14 protein-coding genes are annotated in these 13,797 nt (G+C 59.5%); 9 read left to right on the top strand and 5 right to left on the bottom strand.

Annotated elements, in window-relative coordinates; all coding sequences use genetic code 11:
- Nucleotides 1-132 precede the first annotated feature (132 nt).
- Together QN219_RS13545 and secB are read left to right on the top strand one after the other, a co-directional pair.
- Nucleotides 133-639 (top strand): FxsA family protein, encoded by a 507-nt coding sequence (locus tag QN219_RS13545; RefSeq protein ID WP_269280085.1) that lies wholly within the window; start codon nucleotides 133-135, stop codon nucleotides 637-639.
- Nucleotides 640-940: 301 nt separating this feature from the next.
- Nucleotides 941-1,444, top strand: a complete 504-nt coding sequence (secB, locus tag QN219_RS13540; protein WP_284000208.1) for a protein-export chaperone SecB — start codon at nucleotides 941-943, stop codon at nucleotides 1,442-1,444.
- 58 nt (nucleotides 1,445-1,502) lie between these two features.
- On the opposite strand, the gene dnaQ is transcribed toward secB, so the two are convergent.
- The 5 genes from dnaQ to QN219_RS13515 form a co-directional block, all read right to left on the bottom strand.
- The gene (gene dnaQ / locus QN219_RS13535) at nucleotides 1,503-2,201 is read right to left on the bottom strand and encodes a DNA polymerase III subunit epsilon (protein WP_284000207.1); all 699 of its coding nucleotides are present in this window, start codon (nucleotides 2,199-2,201) and stop codon (nucleotides 1,503-1,505) included.
- A 119-nt stretch (nucleotides 2,202-2,320) separates the two neighbouring features.
- A complete protein-coding gene (coaE, locus tag QN219_RS13530) occupies nucleotides 2,321-2,905 on the bottom strand; it encodes a dephospho-CoA kinase (RefSeq protein ID WP_284000205.1) in 585 nt (194 codons plus the stop codon).
- Nucleotides 2,902-3,762 (bottom strand): shikimate dehydrogenase, encoded by an 861-nt coding sequence (locus QN219_RS13525; protein ID WP_284000204.1) that lies wholly within the window; start codon nucleotides 3,760-3,762, stop codon nucleotides 2,902-2,904. The genes coaE and QN219_RS13525 overlap by 4 nt, the downstream gene beginning before the upstream one ends.
- Nucleotides 3,755-4,354, bottom strand: a complete 600-nt coding sequence (locus QN219_RS13520; RefSeq protein ID WP_284000203.1) for a Maf-like protein — start codon at nucleotides 4,352-4,354, stop codon at nucleotides 3,755-3,757. The genes QN219_RS13525 and QN219_RS13520 overlap by 8 nt, the downstream gene beginning before the upstream one ends.
- Nucleotides 4,355-4,383: 29 nt before the next feature.
- Entirely contained in the window at nucleotides 4,384-5,205 is an 822-nt protein-coding gene (locus QN219_RS13515) for a pyruvate, water dikinase regulatory protein (protein ID WP_284000202.1), read from the bottom strand.
- A 407-nt stretch (nucleotides 5,206-5,612) separates the two neighbouring features.
- Here QN219_RS13515 and hemE point away from each other — a divergent pair, with 407 nt between their 5' ends.
- The 7 genes from hemE to QN219_RS13480 all read left to right on the top strand — a co-directional run bounded on the left by hemE (nucleotide 5,613) and on the right by QN219_RS13480 (nucleotide 13,791).
- The gene (gene hemE, locus QN219_RS13510; protein ID WP_284000201.1) at nucleotides 5,613-6,644 is read left to right on the top strand and encodes a uroporphyrinogen decarboxylase; all 1,032 of its coding nucleotides are present in this window, start codon (nucleotides 5,613-5,615) and stop codon (nucleotides 6,642-6,644) included.
- Nucleotides 6,641-7,183, top strand: coding sequence for a protoporphyrinogen oxidase HemJ (gene hemJ / locus QN219_RS13505; RefSeq protein WP_284000199.1), 543 nt, complete (start codon nucleotides 6,641-6,643; stop codon nucleotides 7,181-7,183). Before hemE ends, hemJ begins: the two co-directional genes overlap by 4 nt.
- A gap of 196 nt (nucleotides 7,184-7,379) precedes the next feature.
- Nucleotides 7,380-8,645: a transcription termination factor Rho gene (rho, locus tag QN219_RS13500; protein ID WP_284000197.1), complete on the top strand. Its 1,266-nt coding sequence runs from the start codon at nucleotides 7,380-7,382 to the stop codon at nucleotides 8,643-8,645.
- Between the two features lie 380 nt (nucleotides 8,646-9,025).
- A complete protein-coding gene (gene mnmE / locus QN219_RS13495; RefSeq protein ID WP_284000196.1) occupies nucleotides 9,026-10,351 on the top strand; it encodes a tRNA uridine-5-carboxymethylaminomethyl(34) synthesis GTPase MnmE in 1,326 nt (441 codons plus the stop codon).
- A 109-nt stretch (nucleotides 10,352-10,460) separates the two neighbouring features.
- Complete coding sequence (gene mnmG / locus QN219_RS13490) at nucleotides 10,461-12,344, top strand: tRNA uridine-5-carboxymethylaminomethyl(34) synthesis enzyme MnmG (protein ID WP_284000195.1); 1,884 nt, start codon at nucleotides 10,461-10,463, stop codon at nucleotides 12,342-12,344.
- On the top strand, nucleotides 12,341-12,982 hold the full coding sequence (gene rsmG / locus QN219_RS13485) for a 16S rRNA (guanine(527)-N(7))-methyltransferase RsmG (RefSeq protein ID WP_284000193.1): 642 nt from the start codon (nucleotides 12,341-12,343) through the stop codon (nucleotides 12,980-12,982). The genes mnmG and rsmG overlap by 4 nt, the downstream gene beginning before the upstream one ends.
- Nucleotides 12,983-12,996: 14 nt before the next feature.
- A complete protein-coding gene (locus QN219_RS13480; RefSeq protein WP_284000192.1) occupies nucleotides 12,997-13,791 on the top strand; it encodes a ParA family protein in 795 nt (264 codons plus the stop codon).
- The last annotated feature ends 6 nt before the right edge of the window (nucleotides 13,792-13,797 follow it).

The following is a 13,797-nucleotide window of genomic DNA, read 5'->3' as shown; positions in this document are numbered from 1 at the left end:
CACCCGGAACCGCTGTTAGAATTTCTCTGAACTATTCCATATAGTCCGCAAGGATAAACCATTCAAATGGCGATGTCGCACCCTTAAACCGGAGGCCAACCAATTGCACGAAACTTCTTGGGAGCGGCGCCGATGCGTTCCTTGATCCTCCCGCTCGTCATCCTCGGGCTTCCGCTCGCCGAAATCGCCGGCTTCGTCATCGTCGGTCGCGAAGTCGGGCTGCTGGCGACGCTGCTCCTCGTATTCCTGAGCGGCGCGGTCGGTATCGCGTTGCTGCGCATCCAGGGATTCGAGGTGTTTCGCCGCGTGCAGGAGTCGGCACGCGCGGGCCGAGATCCGGGCCGTGACGTTCTGGAGGGCGCGCTGGTCTTCGTCGCAGCGATCCTCCTGATCGTTCCGGGTTTCATCAGCGACATAATCGGTCTGTTCTTGTTCCTTCCGCCGGTAAGGCGCGCCGTCGCCACATTCCTGCAGACAAGATTGACTATAGTGACGGCCGGAACCGGTTTTTATCGCTCCGGTACTGCCGAAAGCGGCAGGCGAACGGGGCCACGCGTCATCGATCTGGACGAGGATGAATTCTCTCGGGAAAAGAAGGATGACGATGGGTCGAAGCCCACGAACCGGATTTCCCGCTGAAATCACGGCGGCAAACGACAAGGCGCCTCGCGCTTTTCCCCATCCACCGGGAACGGGTTTATAATGCGTGAGGCGAAGGTACGGACAAGGCGAAAATCGCTCGTCTGGCGCCGCTGCTGCATGTTTTCTTGAATCGTAGCCGATCCAGGAATGAAACGTGCAGCAATTCAAAATGCTACAGCGTTCTTCGCGCGGTCGATAAGACCCGCGGCGCTCTGGGAAAGGCCCGGATGGCAAGGGTTGTAAGCCCAAGTCCGAAATGTTAGATGGCCTCACCGATTTGAAGTCCGAGGAAACCCTTATGACGACTGATACCGCATCCACTGGCAACGGCGGCGCCCAGCAAAGCCCTGCACTCAATATCCTGGCCCAGTATGTCAAGGATTTTTCCTTCGAGAATCCCGGTGCGCCGCGTTCTCTGCAGGCTCGTGACCGCGCCCCGTCGATCAACATCAATGTCAACGTCAACGCTAACCCGCTCGCCGAGAACGATTTCGACGTCGTCCTGTCGCTGAATGCGGAAGCAAAGGACGGCGACAAGGTTCTGTTCAATGTCGAACTCGCCTATGGCGGCGTATTCCGTGTTTCCGGTTTTCCGCAGGAACACATGCTGCCGCTGCTCTTCATCGAGTGCCCGCGGCTTCTCTTCCCGTTCGCGCGCCAGATCGTCTCCGACGCAACCCGCAATGGCGGTTTCCCGCCGCTGATGATCGATCCGATCGATTTTGCTCAGATGTTTGCCCAGCGCATGGCCGAAGAAAAGGTCCGTGCCCAAGTTGCCAACAGCAACGACACCGCCAACTGATCCGCTGTCGGCTAGTTTCTAAAGAAAATGGCCCGGTTTACGCCGGGCCTTTTTCATTTCAGCACTCGTATTTCGACCAGATTGCTTTGTTGCCGATCTTGGCGATAAGGGCGGCATGTGCCGCGATTTCGGCCTCCGTCAACCGGACCGGCAAAGGTCGCGGCCGCTGCAGGACAATGATCGGTCCGTCTTCGGCTTCGATCGTCTGGCCGCCGGCAACGCTCGTCACGAGGCCGAGCGCCGCCTGCCGACCGCCGATCATCTCGATGTAGACTTCCGCCAGGAGTTCGGAGTCGAGAAGCGCGCCGTGCTTGGCTCGATGGGAATTGTCGATGCCATACCGGCGGCAGAGGGCATCGAGTGAATTCGGGCCCATCGGATGTTTTCGCCTGGCGAGGACGAGTGTGTCCGTCACATATTCGCTCGCCACCGGCGGAAGGCCCAAACGGGCAAATTCGGCGTTGATGAAGCTGATGTCGAAGGTGGCGTTGTGCGCTATCCAGCGCGCGCCGCCGAAGAATTCGAGAATCTCGTCGGCGACATCGGCAAAGCTCGGCTTGTCCTTCAGAAATTCATCGGTGATGCCGTGAACGGCCAAGGCGTCCGGGTGGACCTTGCGGTCGCCCGGATTGATGTAGAGATGCAGCGTGCGCCCCGTCGGAAACTGGTTCTCAAGCTCGACTCCGCCGATTTCGATCACGCGGTCGTCGCGGCTGTCGAGGCCCGTCGTTTCCGTATCGAAGATGATTTCACGCATACAGTCTCTCCTGGGTCAGGCTGGATCGGAGCGAATCAATCCGGGACCACATGCGGTCGATTCTAGCAACTTGTAGCGCTGTACGGGACAAAAAACCGCCGCGCACGACCGCCCCATCCCTAGCTTGCACGCAAGCGGTCGACGATCGCCCGAATTTGCGCTCGGGTGACGTCGAAGCTGTCGCTCGTGTCGATGATATGGTCCGCCCGTTCGCGCTTTTCGCTGTCGGGGATCTGGCGCGCGAGGATCATCGCAAATTTTTCCGCCGTCATTCCCGGCCGCTTCATGACCCTTTCCCGCTGTATTTCGGGCGCACAGGTGACGACGACGACCTGGTCGACGCGTCCTTCCGCCTTGGTTTCGAAAAGCAGGGGAATGTCGAGGACCACAAACGGCGCACCGGCAGCCCGGTGCCGGTCGATGAATTCCCTCTCCTTGGCACGAACGAGCGGATGCACGATCCGCTCCAGTTCACGCAGCCGCCCGGGGCTGGCAAGGAGCTGCCGCGAAAGCTCGGCGCGGTCGATGACCCCGTCCTTTGCCACACCGGGAAATGCAGCTTCGACCGGTGCCACCGCTTTACCGCGATAGAGTTCGTGGACCGCCTCGTCGGCGTCGTTCACCGGAACGCCGAGCTCGCGAAACATCTGGGCTGCGGTCGACTTGCCCATTCCGATAGATCCCGTGAGCCCGACAATGATCATCTGTGACTGTCCATATCGTGAATGATGATCTGCCGAAGGGTTTCGTCTACGACCGGCCTGCGGCCAAACCATTTTTCGAATCCGGGCACCGCCTGATGCAACAGCATGCCGAGCCCGTCGACGATCGCAAAGCCCTGATCTTCGGCCTGACGCAGCAATGGCGTTTTGAGCGGCACATAGACAATATCCGTCACGACCGCCCCCTCGTCCATCATTGAGAAATCAATCTCTGGCGCCGGCTCGCCATCCATACCGAGTGAAGTCGTGTTGACGAAGAGGCGCGCGCCCGACATCACTTCGGGCAAGGCCTCGAGCGGGTGGGCGTGAACGACGGAGCCGAAGCGATCCGCCAGTTCCTGCGCCCTCTCGGGTGTGCGGTTTACCACATGGATTGCCTTGACGCCGCGATCGCGTACCGCCTGGATCACGGCGCGACTTGCACCACCGGCGCCGAGGACGACGGCGGTCGAAATCCTGTCCCACCCTTCCGCGCGCTCGTCGAGATTGGCGACGAACCCTCGCCCGTCGGTGTTCGTCGCGCAGATCTCTCCGCCTTCAAGCCACAAGGTATTGGCGGCGCCGAGCTCGGCGCTCAATTCGTCCGGACGATCGGAGAGACGGAATGCGGCTTCCTTGTGGGGAATGGTCACGTTGCCGCCACATAGACCGGAAGCTCCGCTCTTCAGTTGAAGCATGAATTCCGGAAAGCCGTCCGGCGAGATCTCATAGGCCCTATAGCTGCCGGCAATCCCGAACTCCTTCAGCCAATAGCCGTGGATCAGCGGCGAGCGCGAATGCCGCACCGGAAATCCGGTGACGAAGGCATGGTTAACAAATGTTTCACGTGAATCACGCATCGATCGAGCCCAGGTCACGGAGTTTCGAGAGGAGCGGCAGCATCGGCAAGCCGAGAATCGTGAAATAGTCGCCTTCGATCTTTTCGAAAAGCTGTATGCCCTCGCCTTCGAGCTGATAGGCGCCGACGCTTGCAAGCGCCTTCTCGCCGACCCTTGCAAGGTGTCTTTCGATAAAGCCCCGAGTGAGCGGCCGCACAGTCATATGGGCAGAGGAAACGTGGCGCCAGACGACCTCGCCGTCACGGACGAGAACGATCGCACTGTTCAGACTGTGCGTCTTGCCGGACAGCGAAAAGAGGTGGTCGGCGGCTTCGGCCATGTCCTTCGGCTTGTGATAGACGCGCGATCCGAGCGACATGGTCTGATCCGAGCCGATAACGAGCGCGCCATCGAAATGCCGTGCGACATCCCTTGCCTTGGCCTCCGCCAATACCAGCGCGACATCCGATGGCGAAGCGCCGCTCGCCTCGAGCGGTTGCTCCAATGCCCGCTCGTCCACGTTGGCGGCCCTTGCCTGAAATGTCAGGCCGGCGCTTTCCAACAGCGCGCGACGAAAGGGACTGGCGGAAGCCAACACGAGTGCGGTCGTCATCGTTAAATCTCGGGTTTTCCTGTTTCGCTCTATCTGAGCCGCGGGCGCAGGGCAACGATCGCAGCGGCGGTTTCCTCGATCGACCGGCGTGTCACGTCGATCATTGGCCAATTGTTGCGCGCACAGAGCGAGCGGGCATATTTCAACTCCTCGGCGATCGAGGCCCGGTCGGTATACTGTTCGCCATGGAAGCTCTGGGTCGTCCCGAGCAGGCGGTGCTGGCGCACCTGCGAGATCCTGTCGGCGGTCGCGATAAGGCCGACCACCAGCGGTTTCGTCGCGTTGATCAGACCGTCCGGCAACGGCACGCCAGGCACGATCGGGATGTTCGCCGTCTTGATGCCGCGATTGGCAAGATAGATGCTCGTCGGCGTCTTCGATGTACGACTTACGCCGACAAGAACGACATCGGCCTCGTCGAAATCCGCCGGCATCTGGCCATCGTCATGGTCCATGGTGAAGTTCAGCGCCTCGATCCGGGCGAAATACTCGGCGTCCATGACGTGCTGCGCTCCCGAGCGGCGCCGGGATGGCGAGCCGAGATAAGACTGAAACAGATCGATGATCGGGTCCAGCACCGAGACACAAGGCACGCCGATCTCGCGGCAGCGCTGATCGATGATGTCTGCAAGCTCGCGGTCGACGATCGTGTAAAGAACAATGCCCGGCGCACCATCGATCGCGTCCAGCACCTGCATCAGCTGCTTCCTGTTCCGGATCAGCGGATAGACGTGCTCCAGCGCATGCGACGACTGGAATTGCGCCGCGGCCGCGCGTCCAGCTGCAATCAGCGTCTCGCCCGTCGAATCGGAGACGAGATGCAGGTGGAAGTAGTTTTTTCGGTTCTCCACGCAATTCTCCGGGGGCTGTTGATAGGCCGGGACAAAAACAGCTAACGGCGCGGCAGCCGTTCAGGCAAGTGGAAAAGCGCCGACTTATTCACATCCCAGCCTCTTCCGGAGAACGTCGAGCGCCTCATGTGGACAAGACTCATGGCGACGACAAAATGTCACGCGGTTCGACAGGTTGTCCACAGAAAGCGCAAGATTCGCGAAGCACGTAAGCGTCGGACTTTTCGATGTTTTCTGCTCTTTCCTCGCTCCGTTGCGGAGAATTGCCGATTTTCTCCCGGCATCGCACGGCTCTAACGGGACCACTGGATGAATTGCGGATGGATTTTAATCCTTGATAGCCACCGACTCTAAGAAATAGAAACCTTTTAGATTCAGTTTGATTATTAGATTGGGAGAAGGCGCGGGTGAGCGTGAAACGCCGTAAGGTCCTAGAAGTGCTGGCCGGGAAATGTCTCACACCTCCACCGATCTGGCTCATGCGCCAGGCGGGACGTTACCTCCCGGAATATCGTGAGACGCGGGCGAAGGCCGGAAGCTTCCTCGATCTCTGCTACACCCCCGAACTGGCCGTGGAAGTGACATTGCAGCCGATCCGGCGATATGCTTTCGACGCTGCAATCCTCTTTTCCGATATCCTCGTGATCCCGGATGCACTTCACCGGAATGTGCGCTTCGAGGAAGGTCACGGGCCGAAGATGGATCCGATCGACGCCGACGGAATTGCGCGGCTGAGCGCGGCCGGCGTCTCCGATCACCTGCGGCCGGTGTTCGAGACGGTTTCGCGGCTGCGTCGGGAGTTGCCGGCGGAGACGACGCTGCTTGGTTTCTGTGGCGCACCATGGACCGTAGCGACCTATATGATCGCCGGGCACGGGACGCCGGATCAGGCTCCTGCCCGTCAATTCGCCTATCGCTACCCGAAAGCGTTCGACGATCTGCTGGCGTTCCTGGCCGACATTTCGGCGGACTATCTGGTGGAGCAGATCGACGCGGGTGCGGATGCGGTGCAAATCTTCGATTCCTGGGCGGGTGTGCTGGGCGAGGAGGAATTCGCCCGTTTTGCCGTCGAGCCCGTCCGGCGGATGATCGCTTCCGTTCGCGCGAGGCGACCGGCAGCCAAGGTCATTGCCTTCGCAAAGGGCGCGGGGCTCTTGCTCAAGGATTATCGGCAGTCGACCCGCGCTGACGCGATCGGGCTCGACTGGTCGGTGCCCCTGTCGTTTGCGGCCGAGCTGCAGAAGGATGGCCCTGTCCAAGGGAATCTGGATCCGATGCGGGTCGTCGCCGGCGGCGCCGCTTTGGAAAGCGGAATTGACCGGATCCTCGATGTGCTCGGAAACGGGCCGCTGATCTTCAATCTGGGCCATGGGATTACGCCGCAGGCGGACCCGGAGCACGTCGCGGCGCTGGTTTCGCGGGTCCGCGGGAGACGATGATGGTGGAGCGCCAGACCGACAGCGGCCCGGGGAACAGGGCGCGCCTGCGCGCCTGGATCGCCCTCTCCGCCCTTGCCCTGCTGCTGATCGGCCTCTTCGTGCTGCAGCCGGACGATCTCTACCTTTGGATCAAGGCGCTGCACGTCATTGCGGTCATATCCTGGATGGCAGCGCTTCTCTACATGCCGCGCCTCTTCATCTACCACACCGACGCGGCGCCGGGATCGGCGCAGTCCGAAACGTTCAAGATGATGGAGCAGCGCTTGCTGAAGGTCATCATGAACCCGGCGATGATGATCTCGTGGGCACTCGGCCTTTATCTTGCCTGGAGCGTTTATGGCTTTCAGGGCGGCTGGCTGCACGCCAAGCTGTTTTTCGTCGTGCTGCTGACGATCGTGCACATGCATTTCAGCCGCGCGGTGAAAGCTTTCGAGCGTGACGAGAATCACCGCGATGCTCGCTACTGGCGGCTGATGAACGAAGCACCGACACTGCTGATGATTCTCATCGTCATCATGGTCGTGGTGAAACCATTTTGAATTCAATCGATTTTTAGCTGCAATAGTTGTCGCTAATTTGCGCGAGCCCCTTGCGGCGTTTCACGTGAATCGCTATTTTCCCTCATCTCCTTCTTCTCGTGGCTTGTGACAAAGTTTAGAGCCTGCCTCTTCCCTCTCGCAGCTCCCTTACAAAATCACGCCAACCTCCATTCCCCCTACGATACGTGGACCCTTCATGGCTGAAATGAAGCTTCAAGAACTTAAGAACAAGACGCCGACCGATCTCCTGGCCTTTGCCGAAGAGCTCGAGGTCGAGAACGCCAGCACGATGCGCAAGCAGGAGTTGATGTTCGCAATCCTCAAGATGCTCGCCACGCAGGACACGGAGATCATCGGTGAAGGCGTTGTTGAGGTGCTGCAGGACGGGTTCGGCTTCCTCCGCTCCGCCAATGCAAACTATCTTCCCGGTCCGGACGATATCTATATTTCGCCCTCGCAGATCCGCCGGTTCTCCCTGAAGACCGGCGATACGGTCGAAGGACCGATTCGTGGTCCGAAGGAAGGCGAGCGTTATTTCGCGCTGCTGAAGGTTAACACGATCAACTTCGACGATCCGGAAAAGATCCGCCATAAGGTGCATTTCGACAACCTGACGCCGCTCTATCCGAACGAGCGGTTCAAGATGGAGCTCGAGGTTCCGACGTCGAAGGATCTTTCCGCGCGCGTCATCGATCTGGTGGCGCCGCTTGGAAAGGGCCAGCGCGGGCTGATCGTGGCACCGCCACGCACCGGTAAGACGGTGCTGCTGCAGAACATTGCCCACTCGATCACCGCCAACCATCCGGAGTGCTATCTGATCGTTCTCCTGATCGACGAACGGCCGGAAGAAGTGACCGACATGCAGCGTTCGGTGAAGGGCGAAGTGGTCTCCTCGACTTTCGATGAACCGGCGACGCGCCACGTGCAGGTTGCCGAAATGGTCATCGAGAAGGCGAAGCGCCTCGTCGAGCACGGCAGGGACGTCGTTATTCTGCTCGACTCGATCACGCGCCTCGGCCGCGCCTACAACACCGTTGTGCCGTCATCCGGTAAGGTCCTGACCGGCGGCGTCGATGCCAATGCGCTCCAGCGCCCGAAGCGTTTCTTCGGCGCGGCGCGCAACATCGAGGAAGGCGGCTCGCTGACGATCATCGCGACGGCGCTGATCGATACCGGCAGCCGCATGGACGAAGTGATCTTCGAAGAATTCAAGGGCACCGGTAACTCGGAAATCGTTCTTGATCGCAAGGTAGCCGATAAGCGCATCTTCCCCGCGATGGACATTCTGAAGTCCGGGACGCGCAAGGAGGATCTCCTGGTGCCGCGGCAGGATCTCCAGAAGATCTTCGTTCTTCGCCGCATCCTTGCTCCGATGGGCACCACCGATGCAATCGAGTTCCTGATCGACAAGCTGAAGCAGACGAAGACGAACGGCGATTTCTTCGAATCGATGAATACCTGATAACTTTTCGAGTTTCTCGGATTTCAAATGGCCAAGGCGCGTCGCGTCTCGGCCATTTTCATTTGCGGTATTCCGTGGAGTTTCCTTGGCCGGATTCGGCGTGAACACATGTTGCGCGCGTGCCCGTTCGCCACGATGATTCACGTGAAACACGCGGCTCGCGTTTCGCATGAATGGTGGCGCCGTTGTGAGATACTTGATTTCCGGCGCCGCGAGGTGCATAAGTCGCGGCGCTCTGCATCCTGTGCAGAAATGGCGAGAGTTGCTTGGCAGAACGAAGACGATGCCGTTCAACGAAGCAGCCGCTCTAACCCTCAACGACAGAAATCGAACCGAGCTCGCGGCACTATGCAGTGCGCTTGGGATGCCCGGTAGCCGCTATGCAGTTTACGGATACAATATACGCACTTTCGAGCGGCACCTTGCCGGCGGGCGTTGCGGTTATCCGTATCAGCGGACCGGCAACGGCCGATGCAGTTGCGCAGCTTTGCGGGTCCTTGCCGCGAGCTCGCTCCGCCAGCTTGAGAACGATTCGGACTCGAAACGGTGATCCGCTGGACAGCGGGCTGGTGCTTTACTTTCCGGGGCCTGCTTCCTTTACCGGCGAGGATTGCTGCGAGTTGCAGGTTCACGGCGGGCGTGCCGTCGTTCACGCGATACTGGATGAGCTCGCGGGAATTGACAGCCTGCGCCATGCCGAGGCGGGCGAGTTTTCACGACGTGCGTTTCAGAACGGCAAGATGGATTTGGTGGAGGTCGAGGGCCTTGCCGATCTGATCGCGGCCGAGACCGAGATGCAGCGGCGGTTGGCGCTCGAACATTCGGGCGGCGGTCAGTCTTCGCTCTACGAGGGTTGGGCGCGGCGGCTGACGCATGCGCGGGCAATGATCGAAGCCGAGCTTGATTTCGCCGATGAGGAGGACGTCCCCGGTTCGGTCAGCGTATCGATCTGGAAGGACGTCGAGAAGCTTCGTGGTGAGATCGACGCGCATATCGGCCAGGCAGGCTTGGCGGAGATAATTCGCGATGGTCTCAAGATCGTCATTGCCGGTGAGCCGAATGCCGGGAAGTCGAGTCTGTTGAATGCATTGGCCAAGCGCGACATCGCCATCGTCACGGAAATTGCCGGAACCACTCGTGACATTATCTCGGTCGACCTTTCCTTAGCCGGATTCTCCGTTAAGCTGTTCGACACGGCAGGGTTGCGGGAGACGGAAGAACTCGTCGAGCGAGAAGGAATTCGGCGCGCGCGCGAAACTATCGCAAGGGCCGATCTCGTGCTTCTGTTATCGGATAATCCGGCTCGTTTTGCGGTTAGTGAAGCCGTTCCGGGTAATGTCCCGGTCGTAAGGGTCTTGACGAAGATCGATCGAGGCGATGTTTCGTGGCTGCCGAGCGATGCGGATGTATTCCTGTCGACCAAGACCGGGGCCGGCATCGCCGACCTGCTCGAGCTGTTGGGGACCTACCTCCCGGATCTGGCGGGCAAGACGTCATTGTCGATGCCATCGCGAAAGCGTCATGTCGATTGTCTTCGTCAGGCGAGTGCGGCTTTGGAGCGCGGTTTGTCGGTGGCGGCCCTGGGACTCGACATCCAGGCGGAGCAACTTCGCATTGCCGGCGATGCGCTCGGCCGGATCACGGGCCGCGTCGACGTGGAGAACTTGCTCGATGTGATCTTTTCAGAGTTCTGCATCGGAAAATAGGTAGACCGGGCCAGATACCGCGTCAGCGAGTCATTCACAGCGTTTCACGTGAAACCACTTGACTCGATAGATTGAAATTCAGAATCAGGCTTTATAGCTGGAGATTGGAATGACGAGTTATGATGTCATCGTGATTGGCGGCGGACACGCCGGCTGCGAGGCCGCCTCTGCATCCGGGCGACTCGGCGCCAGCACGGCCCTCATTACGCATAGGCGCGATACGATCGGCGTCATGTCTTGCAATCCGGCCATCGGCGGCTTGGGCAAGGGGCATCTGGTCAGGGAGATTGACGCTCTCGACGGGCTGATGGGGCGCGTCGCCGACGCTGCGGGCATACAGTTCCGGCTGCTTAACCGCCGCAAGGGACCTGCCGTACGAGGCCCGAGGACGCAGGCGGATCGAAGGCTCTATCGTGAGGCGATGCAGAGCGCGATCGGTACCGTCCAGAATCTGTCGGTTATCGAGGGCGACGCTTTCGACCTGCTGACCGAGAATGGAGTCGTTTCCGGCGTCGTGATGAAGGACGGTCGAACCTTTCGCGCGGCGGCTGTCGTGCTGACCACGGGCACCTTCCTCAAAGGCTTGATCCATATCGGCGATCGCAAGATCCCGGCGGGGCGTGTCGGAGAAGAACCGTCGCTTGGTCTTTCCGAGACGTTGGCTCGCTTTGGGCTTAATCTCGGAAGACTGAAGACCGGGACGCCGGCTCGCCTCCACGGCCAGACGATTGATTGGGACCGAGTCGGTCGCCAAGGGCCGGACGAGGATCCGGTGCCCTTCTCGTTCCTGACGGATAAGATCGCTAACCGGCAGATCGATTGCGGCGTGACGCGCACGACCGACGCCACGCACAAGCTCATCGCTGACAACATCCATAGGTCTGCGATGTATTCGGGTCAGATTGAGGGTGTCGGTCCGCGCTACTGCCCGTCGATCGAGGACAAGATCGTTCGCTTCGGCGAGCGGGACGGCCATCAGATCTTCCTGGAGCCGGAGGGACTCGATGACGATACAGTTTATCCCAACGGAATTTCGACCTCGCTGCCCGAGGACGTTCAGGATGCCTTTATCCGGACGATTCCGGGACTGGAGAACGTGACAATCCTGCAGCCTGGTTACGCGATCGAGTACGATCACGTCGACCCGCGGGAGCTGCAACTGTCGCTGGCAGTCCGGAAGGCACCCGGTCTGTTCCTTGCGGGTCAGATCAACGGAACAACCGGGTACGAAGAAGCGGGCGCTCAAGGGTTGGTCGCCGGGTTGAATGCCGCCCTCGCCGCGATGGGACGCCCGCCGTTCCACTTCAGCCGCACAGACTCCTATATCGGCGTGATGATCGATGATCTCACGTCGCGGGGTATCGCCGAGCCCTACCGGATGTTCACGTCGCGCGCCGAATACCGGCTATCGCTCCGGGCTGACAACGCCGACATGCGGCTGACCCCGGTGGGCATAGGTCTCGGACTGGTGAGTGAGGCGCGTCAGCAGCGTTTCGCGGAGTGGAAAGGCGCCTACGAAAACGGGCGCACACTCTTGCAGTCCCTCTCTGTGACGCCGACGGAAGGCAAGCGATTTGGCTTGAAACTCAACCAGGATGGTCAACGGCGATCGGCATTTGAAATCCTGTCCTACCCGGAGCAATCGATTTGTGGGTTGAAGCCTCTCTGGCCGGAACTCGACGCGATCGACCGGCGCGTGGTCGAAGCGCTGGAAATCGACGCTGCCTATGCTGTCTATATGGAAAGGCAGGCTGCCGACATTGCCGGCATTCGCCGGGAAGAAAGCACCAGCATCCCGGAGGATTTCGACTATAGTCTGCTGCCCGGATTGTCGAACGAGCTGAAGCAGAAGCTGACGCAAAAGAAGCCCCGCAACCTGGCGCAGGCCATGAAGATCGACGGTATGACGCCGGCCGCCGTGTCACTGATTCTCACTTGGTTGAAGCGTCAGGATCGAGAGGTACTGCGTGTAGAGAGGCAAGGCGTACAATGAAAACGAGTCTGGCCGAAAGCTTGAACGGATTGCGTGTTTCACGTGAAACGGTCGAGAAGCTGGAACACTTTGGCGCCTTGTTTCGAAAATGGGCGAAGTCCATCAACCTCGTCGCGCCGTCGACGCTGGAGGATCTGTGGCGGCGCCATATCATCGATAGCCTGCAGATCTTCCGACTGTCCCCCACCCCGAAGACTTGGGTCGACCTCGGCAGCGGCGGTGGTTTTCCGGGTGTGATAACGGCAATCTGTCTGTCGGAACTCGGCGACGGCTGGGTTCACCTGGTGGAAAGCAACAACAAGAAATGCGCATTTCTGCGCGTGGCTCTGAATGAAACTGGCGCGCGCGGCTCCGTGCATCCGGTTCGAATCGAGAATGCGAGTGCAATCATACCCTATTGCGATGCTATTTCGGCGCGCGCACTCGCGGATTTGAGCCATTTGCTGGATTATTGTGCACCCTGGATGCTCGGTGAAGGCGCCAATGCGGTGGCATTTTTCCATAAAGGGCGGGATTACCAGCAGGAAATCGACAAAGCCGTTAGCCGGTTTCAATTCGATCTGGTAAAACATGCGAGTGTCGTCGAGCCAGATTCGGTCGTGCTCGAGATTGCAAATCTTTCACGTCGGACGAAGTGATAGGCGAGCGAAACATGTTTGGCCCTAGAAATCGGATTATCACAATTGCCAACCAGAAAGGCGGAGTCGGAAAAACGACGACCGCCATTAATCTTGCGACCGCTTTGGCCGCAATTGGCGAGAAAGTCCTGATTGTCGATCTCGATCCGCAGGGGAATGCCAGCACGGGTCTCGGGATCCAGCGCCGCGACCGTCACCTGTCGTCCTATGAATTGATGATAGGAACGCATTCGGTCGGCGATATCGCCCAAAGCACGGCGGTGCCGAACCTGTCGATCGTGCCTTCGACCATGGATCTACTTGGTCTCGAAATGGAGATCGCACGAGAGCCCGACCGTGTCTTTCGGCTTCGTAAGGCACTGGCGGGGAGCGAGGCCCTCGCTTATTCCTACGTTCTGGTCGATTGCCCTCCCTCCTTCAATCTGCTGACGATGAATGCGATGGCCGCAGCGCATTCCGTGCTTGTCCCGCTGCAGTGCGAATTTTTTGCGCTGGAAGGGCTGAGTCAATTGCTGGAGACCGTCGATCAGGTGCGTCGGACGGTGAATCCGAGCTTGGACATTCAAGGCATCGTGCTGACGATGTTCGATTCCCGCAACAATCTCGCTCAGCAGGTCGTGAGCGATGTTCGCACCCATCTTGGTGACAAGGTCTATCACACCTTGATTCCGCGAAATGTCCGGGTTTCAGAGGCGCCTTCCTATGGCAAACCGGCCATCCTTTATGATCTGAAGTGCGCCGGAAGCCAGGCATATCTGCAATTGGCGTCCGAAGTGATCCAGCGCGAGCGGCAACGCAAGGCGGCATAATCGTTT

The sequence above is a fragment of the Sinorhizobium sp. 8-89 genome, from assembly GCF_030124325.1.
Lineage (GTDB): Bacteria > Pseudomonadota > Alphaproteobacteria > Rhizobiales > Rhizobiaceae > Sinorhizobium.
Note: the sequence above shows the minus strand (reverse complement) of the source record. Positions and strands in the feature narration are given on the sequence as shown.

Bases quoted from the DNA above. Each gene is read 5' to 3' on its own strand.
- QN219_RS13545 (WP_269280085.1), top strand. From the start codon at position 133: ATGCGTTCCTTGATCCTCCCGCTCGTCATCCTCGGGCTTCCGCTCGCC.
- secB (WP_284000208.1), top strand. From the start codon at position 941: ATGACGACTGATACCGCATCCACTGGCAACGGCGGCGCCCAGCAAAGC.
- dnaQ (WP_284000207.1), bottom strand. From the start codon at position 2,201: ATGCGTGAAATCATCTTCGATACGGAAACGACGGGCCTCGACAGCCGC.
- coaE (WP_284000205.1), bottom strand. From the start codon at position 2,905: ATGATCATTGTCGGGCTCACGGGATCTATCGGAATGGGCAAGTCGACC.
- QN219_RS13525 (WP_284000204.1), bottom strand. From the start codon at position 3,762: ATGCGTGATTCACGTGAAACATTTGTTAACCATGCCTTCGTCACCGGA.
- QN219_RS13520 (WP_284000203.1), bottom strand. From the start codon at position 4,354: ATGACGACCGCACTCGTGTTGGCTTCCGCCAGTCCCTTTCGTCGCGCG.
- hemJ (WP_284000199.1), top strand. From the start codon at position 6,641: ATGATGGTGGAGCGCCAGACCGACAGCGGCCCGGGGAACAGGGCGCGC.
- rho (WP_284000197.1), top strand. From the start codon at position 7,380: ATGGCTGAAATGAAGCTTCAAGAACTTAAGAACAAGACGCCGACCGAT.
- mnmE (WP_284000196.1), top strand. From the start codon at position 9,026: ATGCAGTTTACGGATACAATATACGCACTTTCGAGCGGCACCTTGCCG.
- mnmG (WP_284000195.1), top strand. From the start codon at position 10,461: ATGACGAGTTATGATGTCATCGTGATTGGCGGCGGACACGCCGGCTGC.
- rsmG (WP_284000193.1), top strand. From the start codon at position 12,341: ATGAAAACGAGTCTGGCCGAAAGCTTGAACGGATTGCGTGTTTCACGT.
- QN219_RS13480 (WP_284000192.1), top strand. From the start codon at position 12,997: ATGTTTGGCCCTAGAAATCGGATTATCACAATTGCCAACCAGAAAGGC.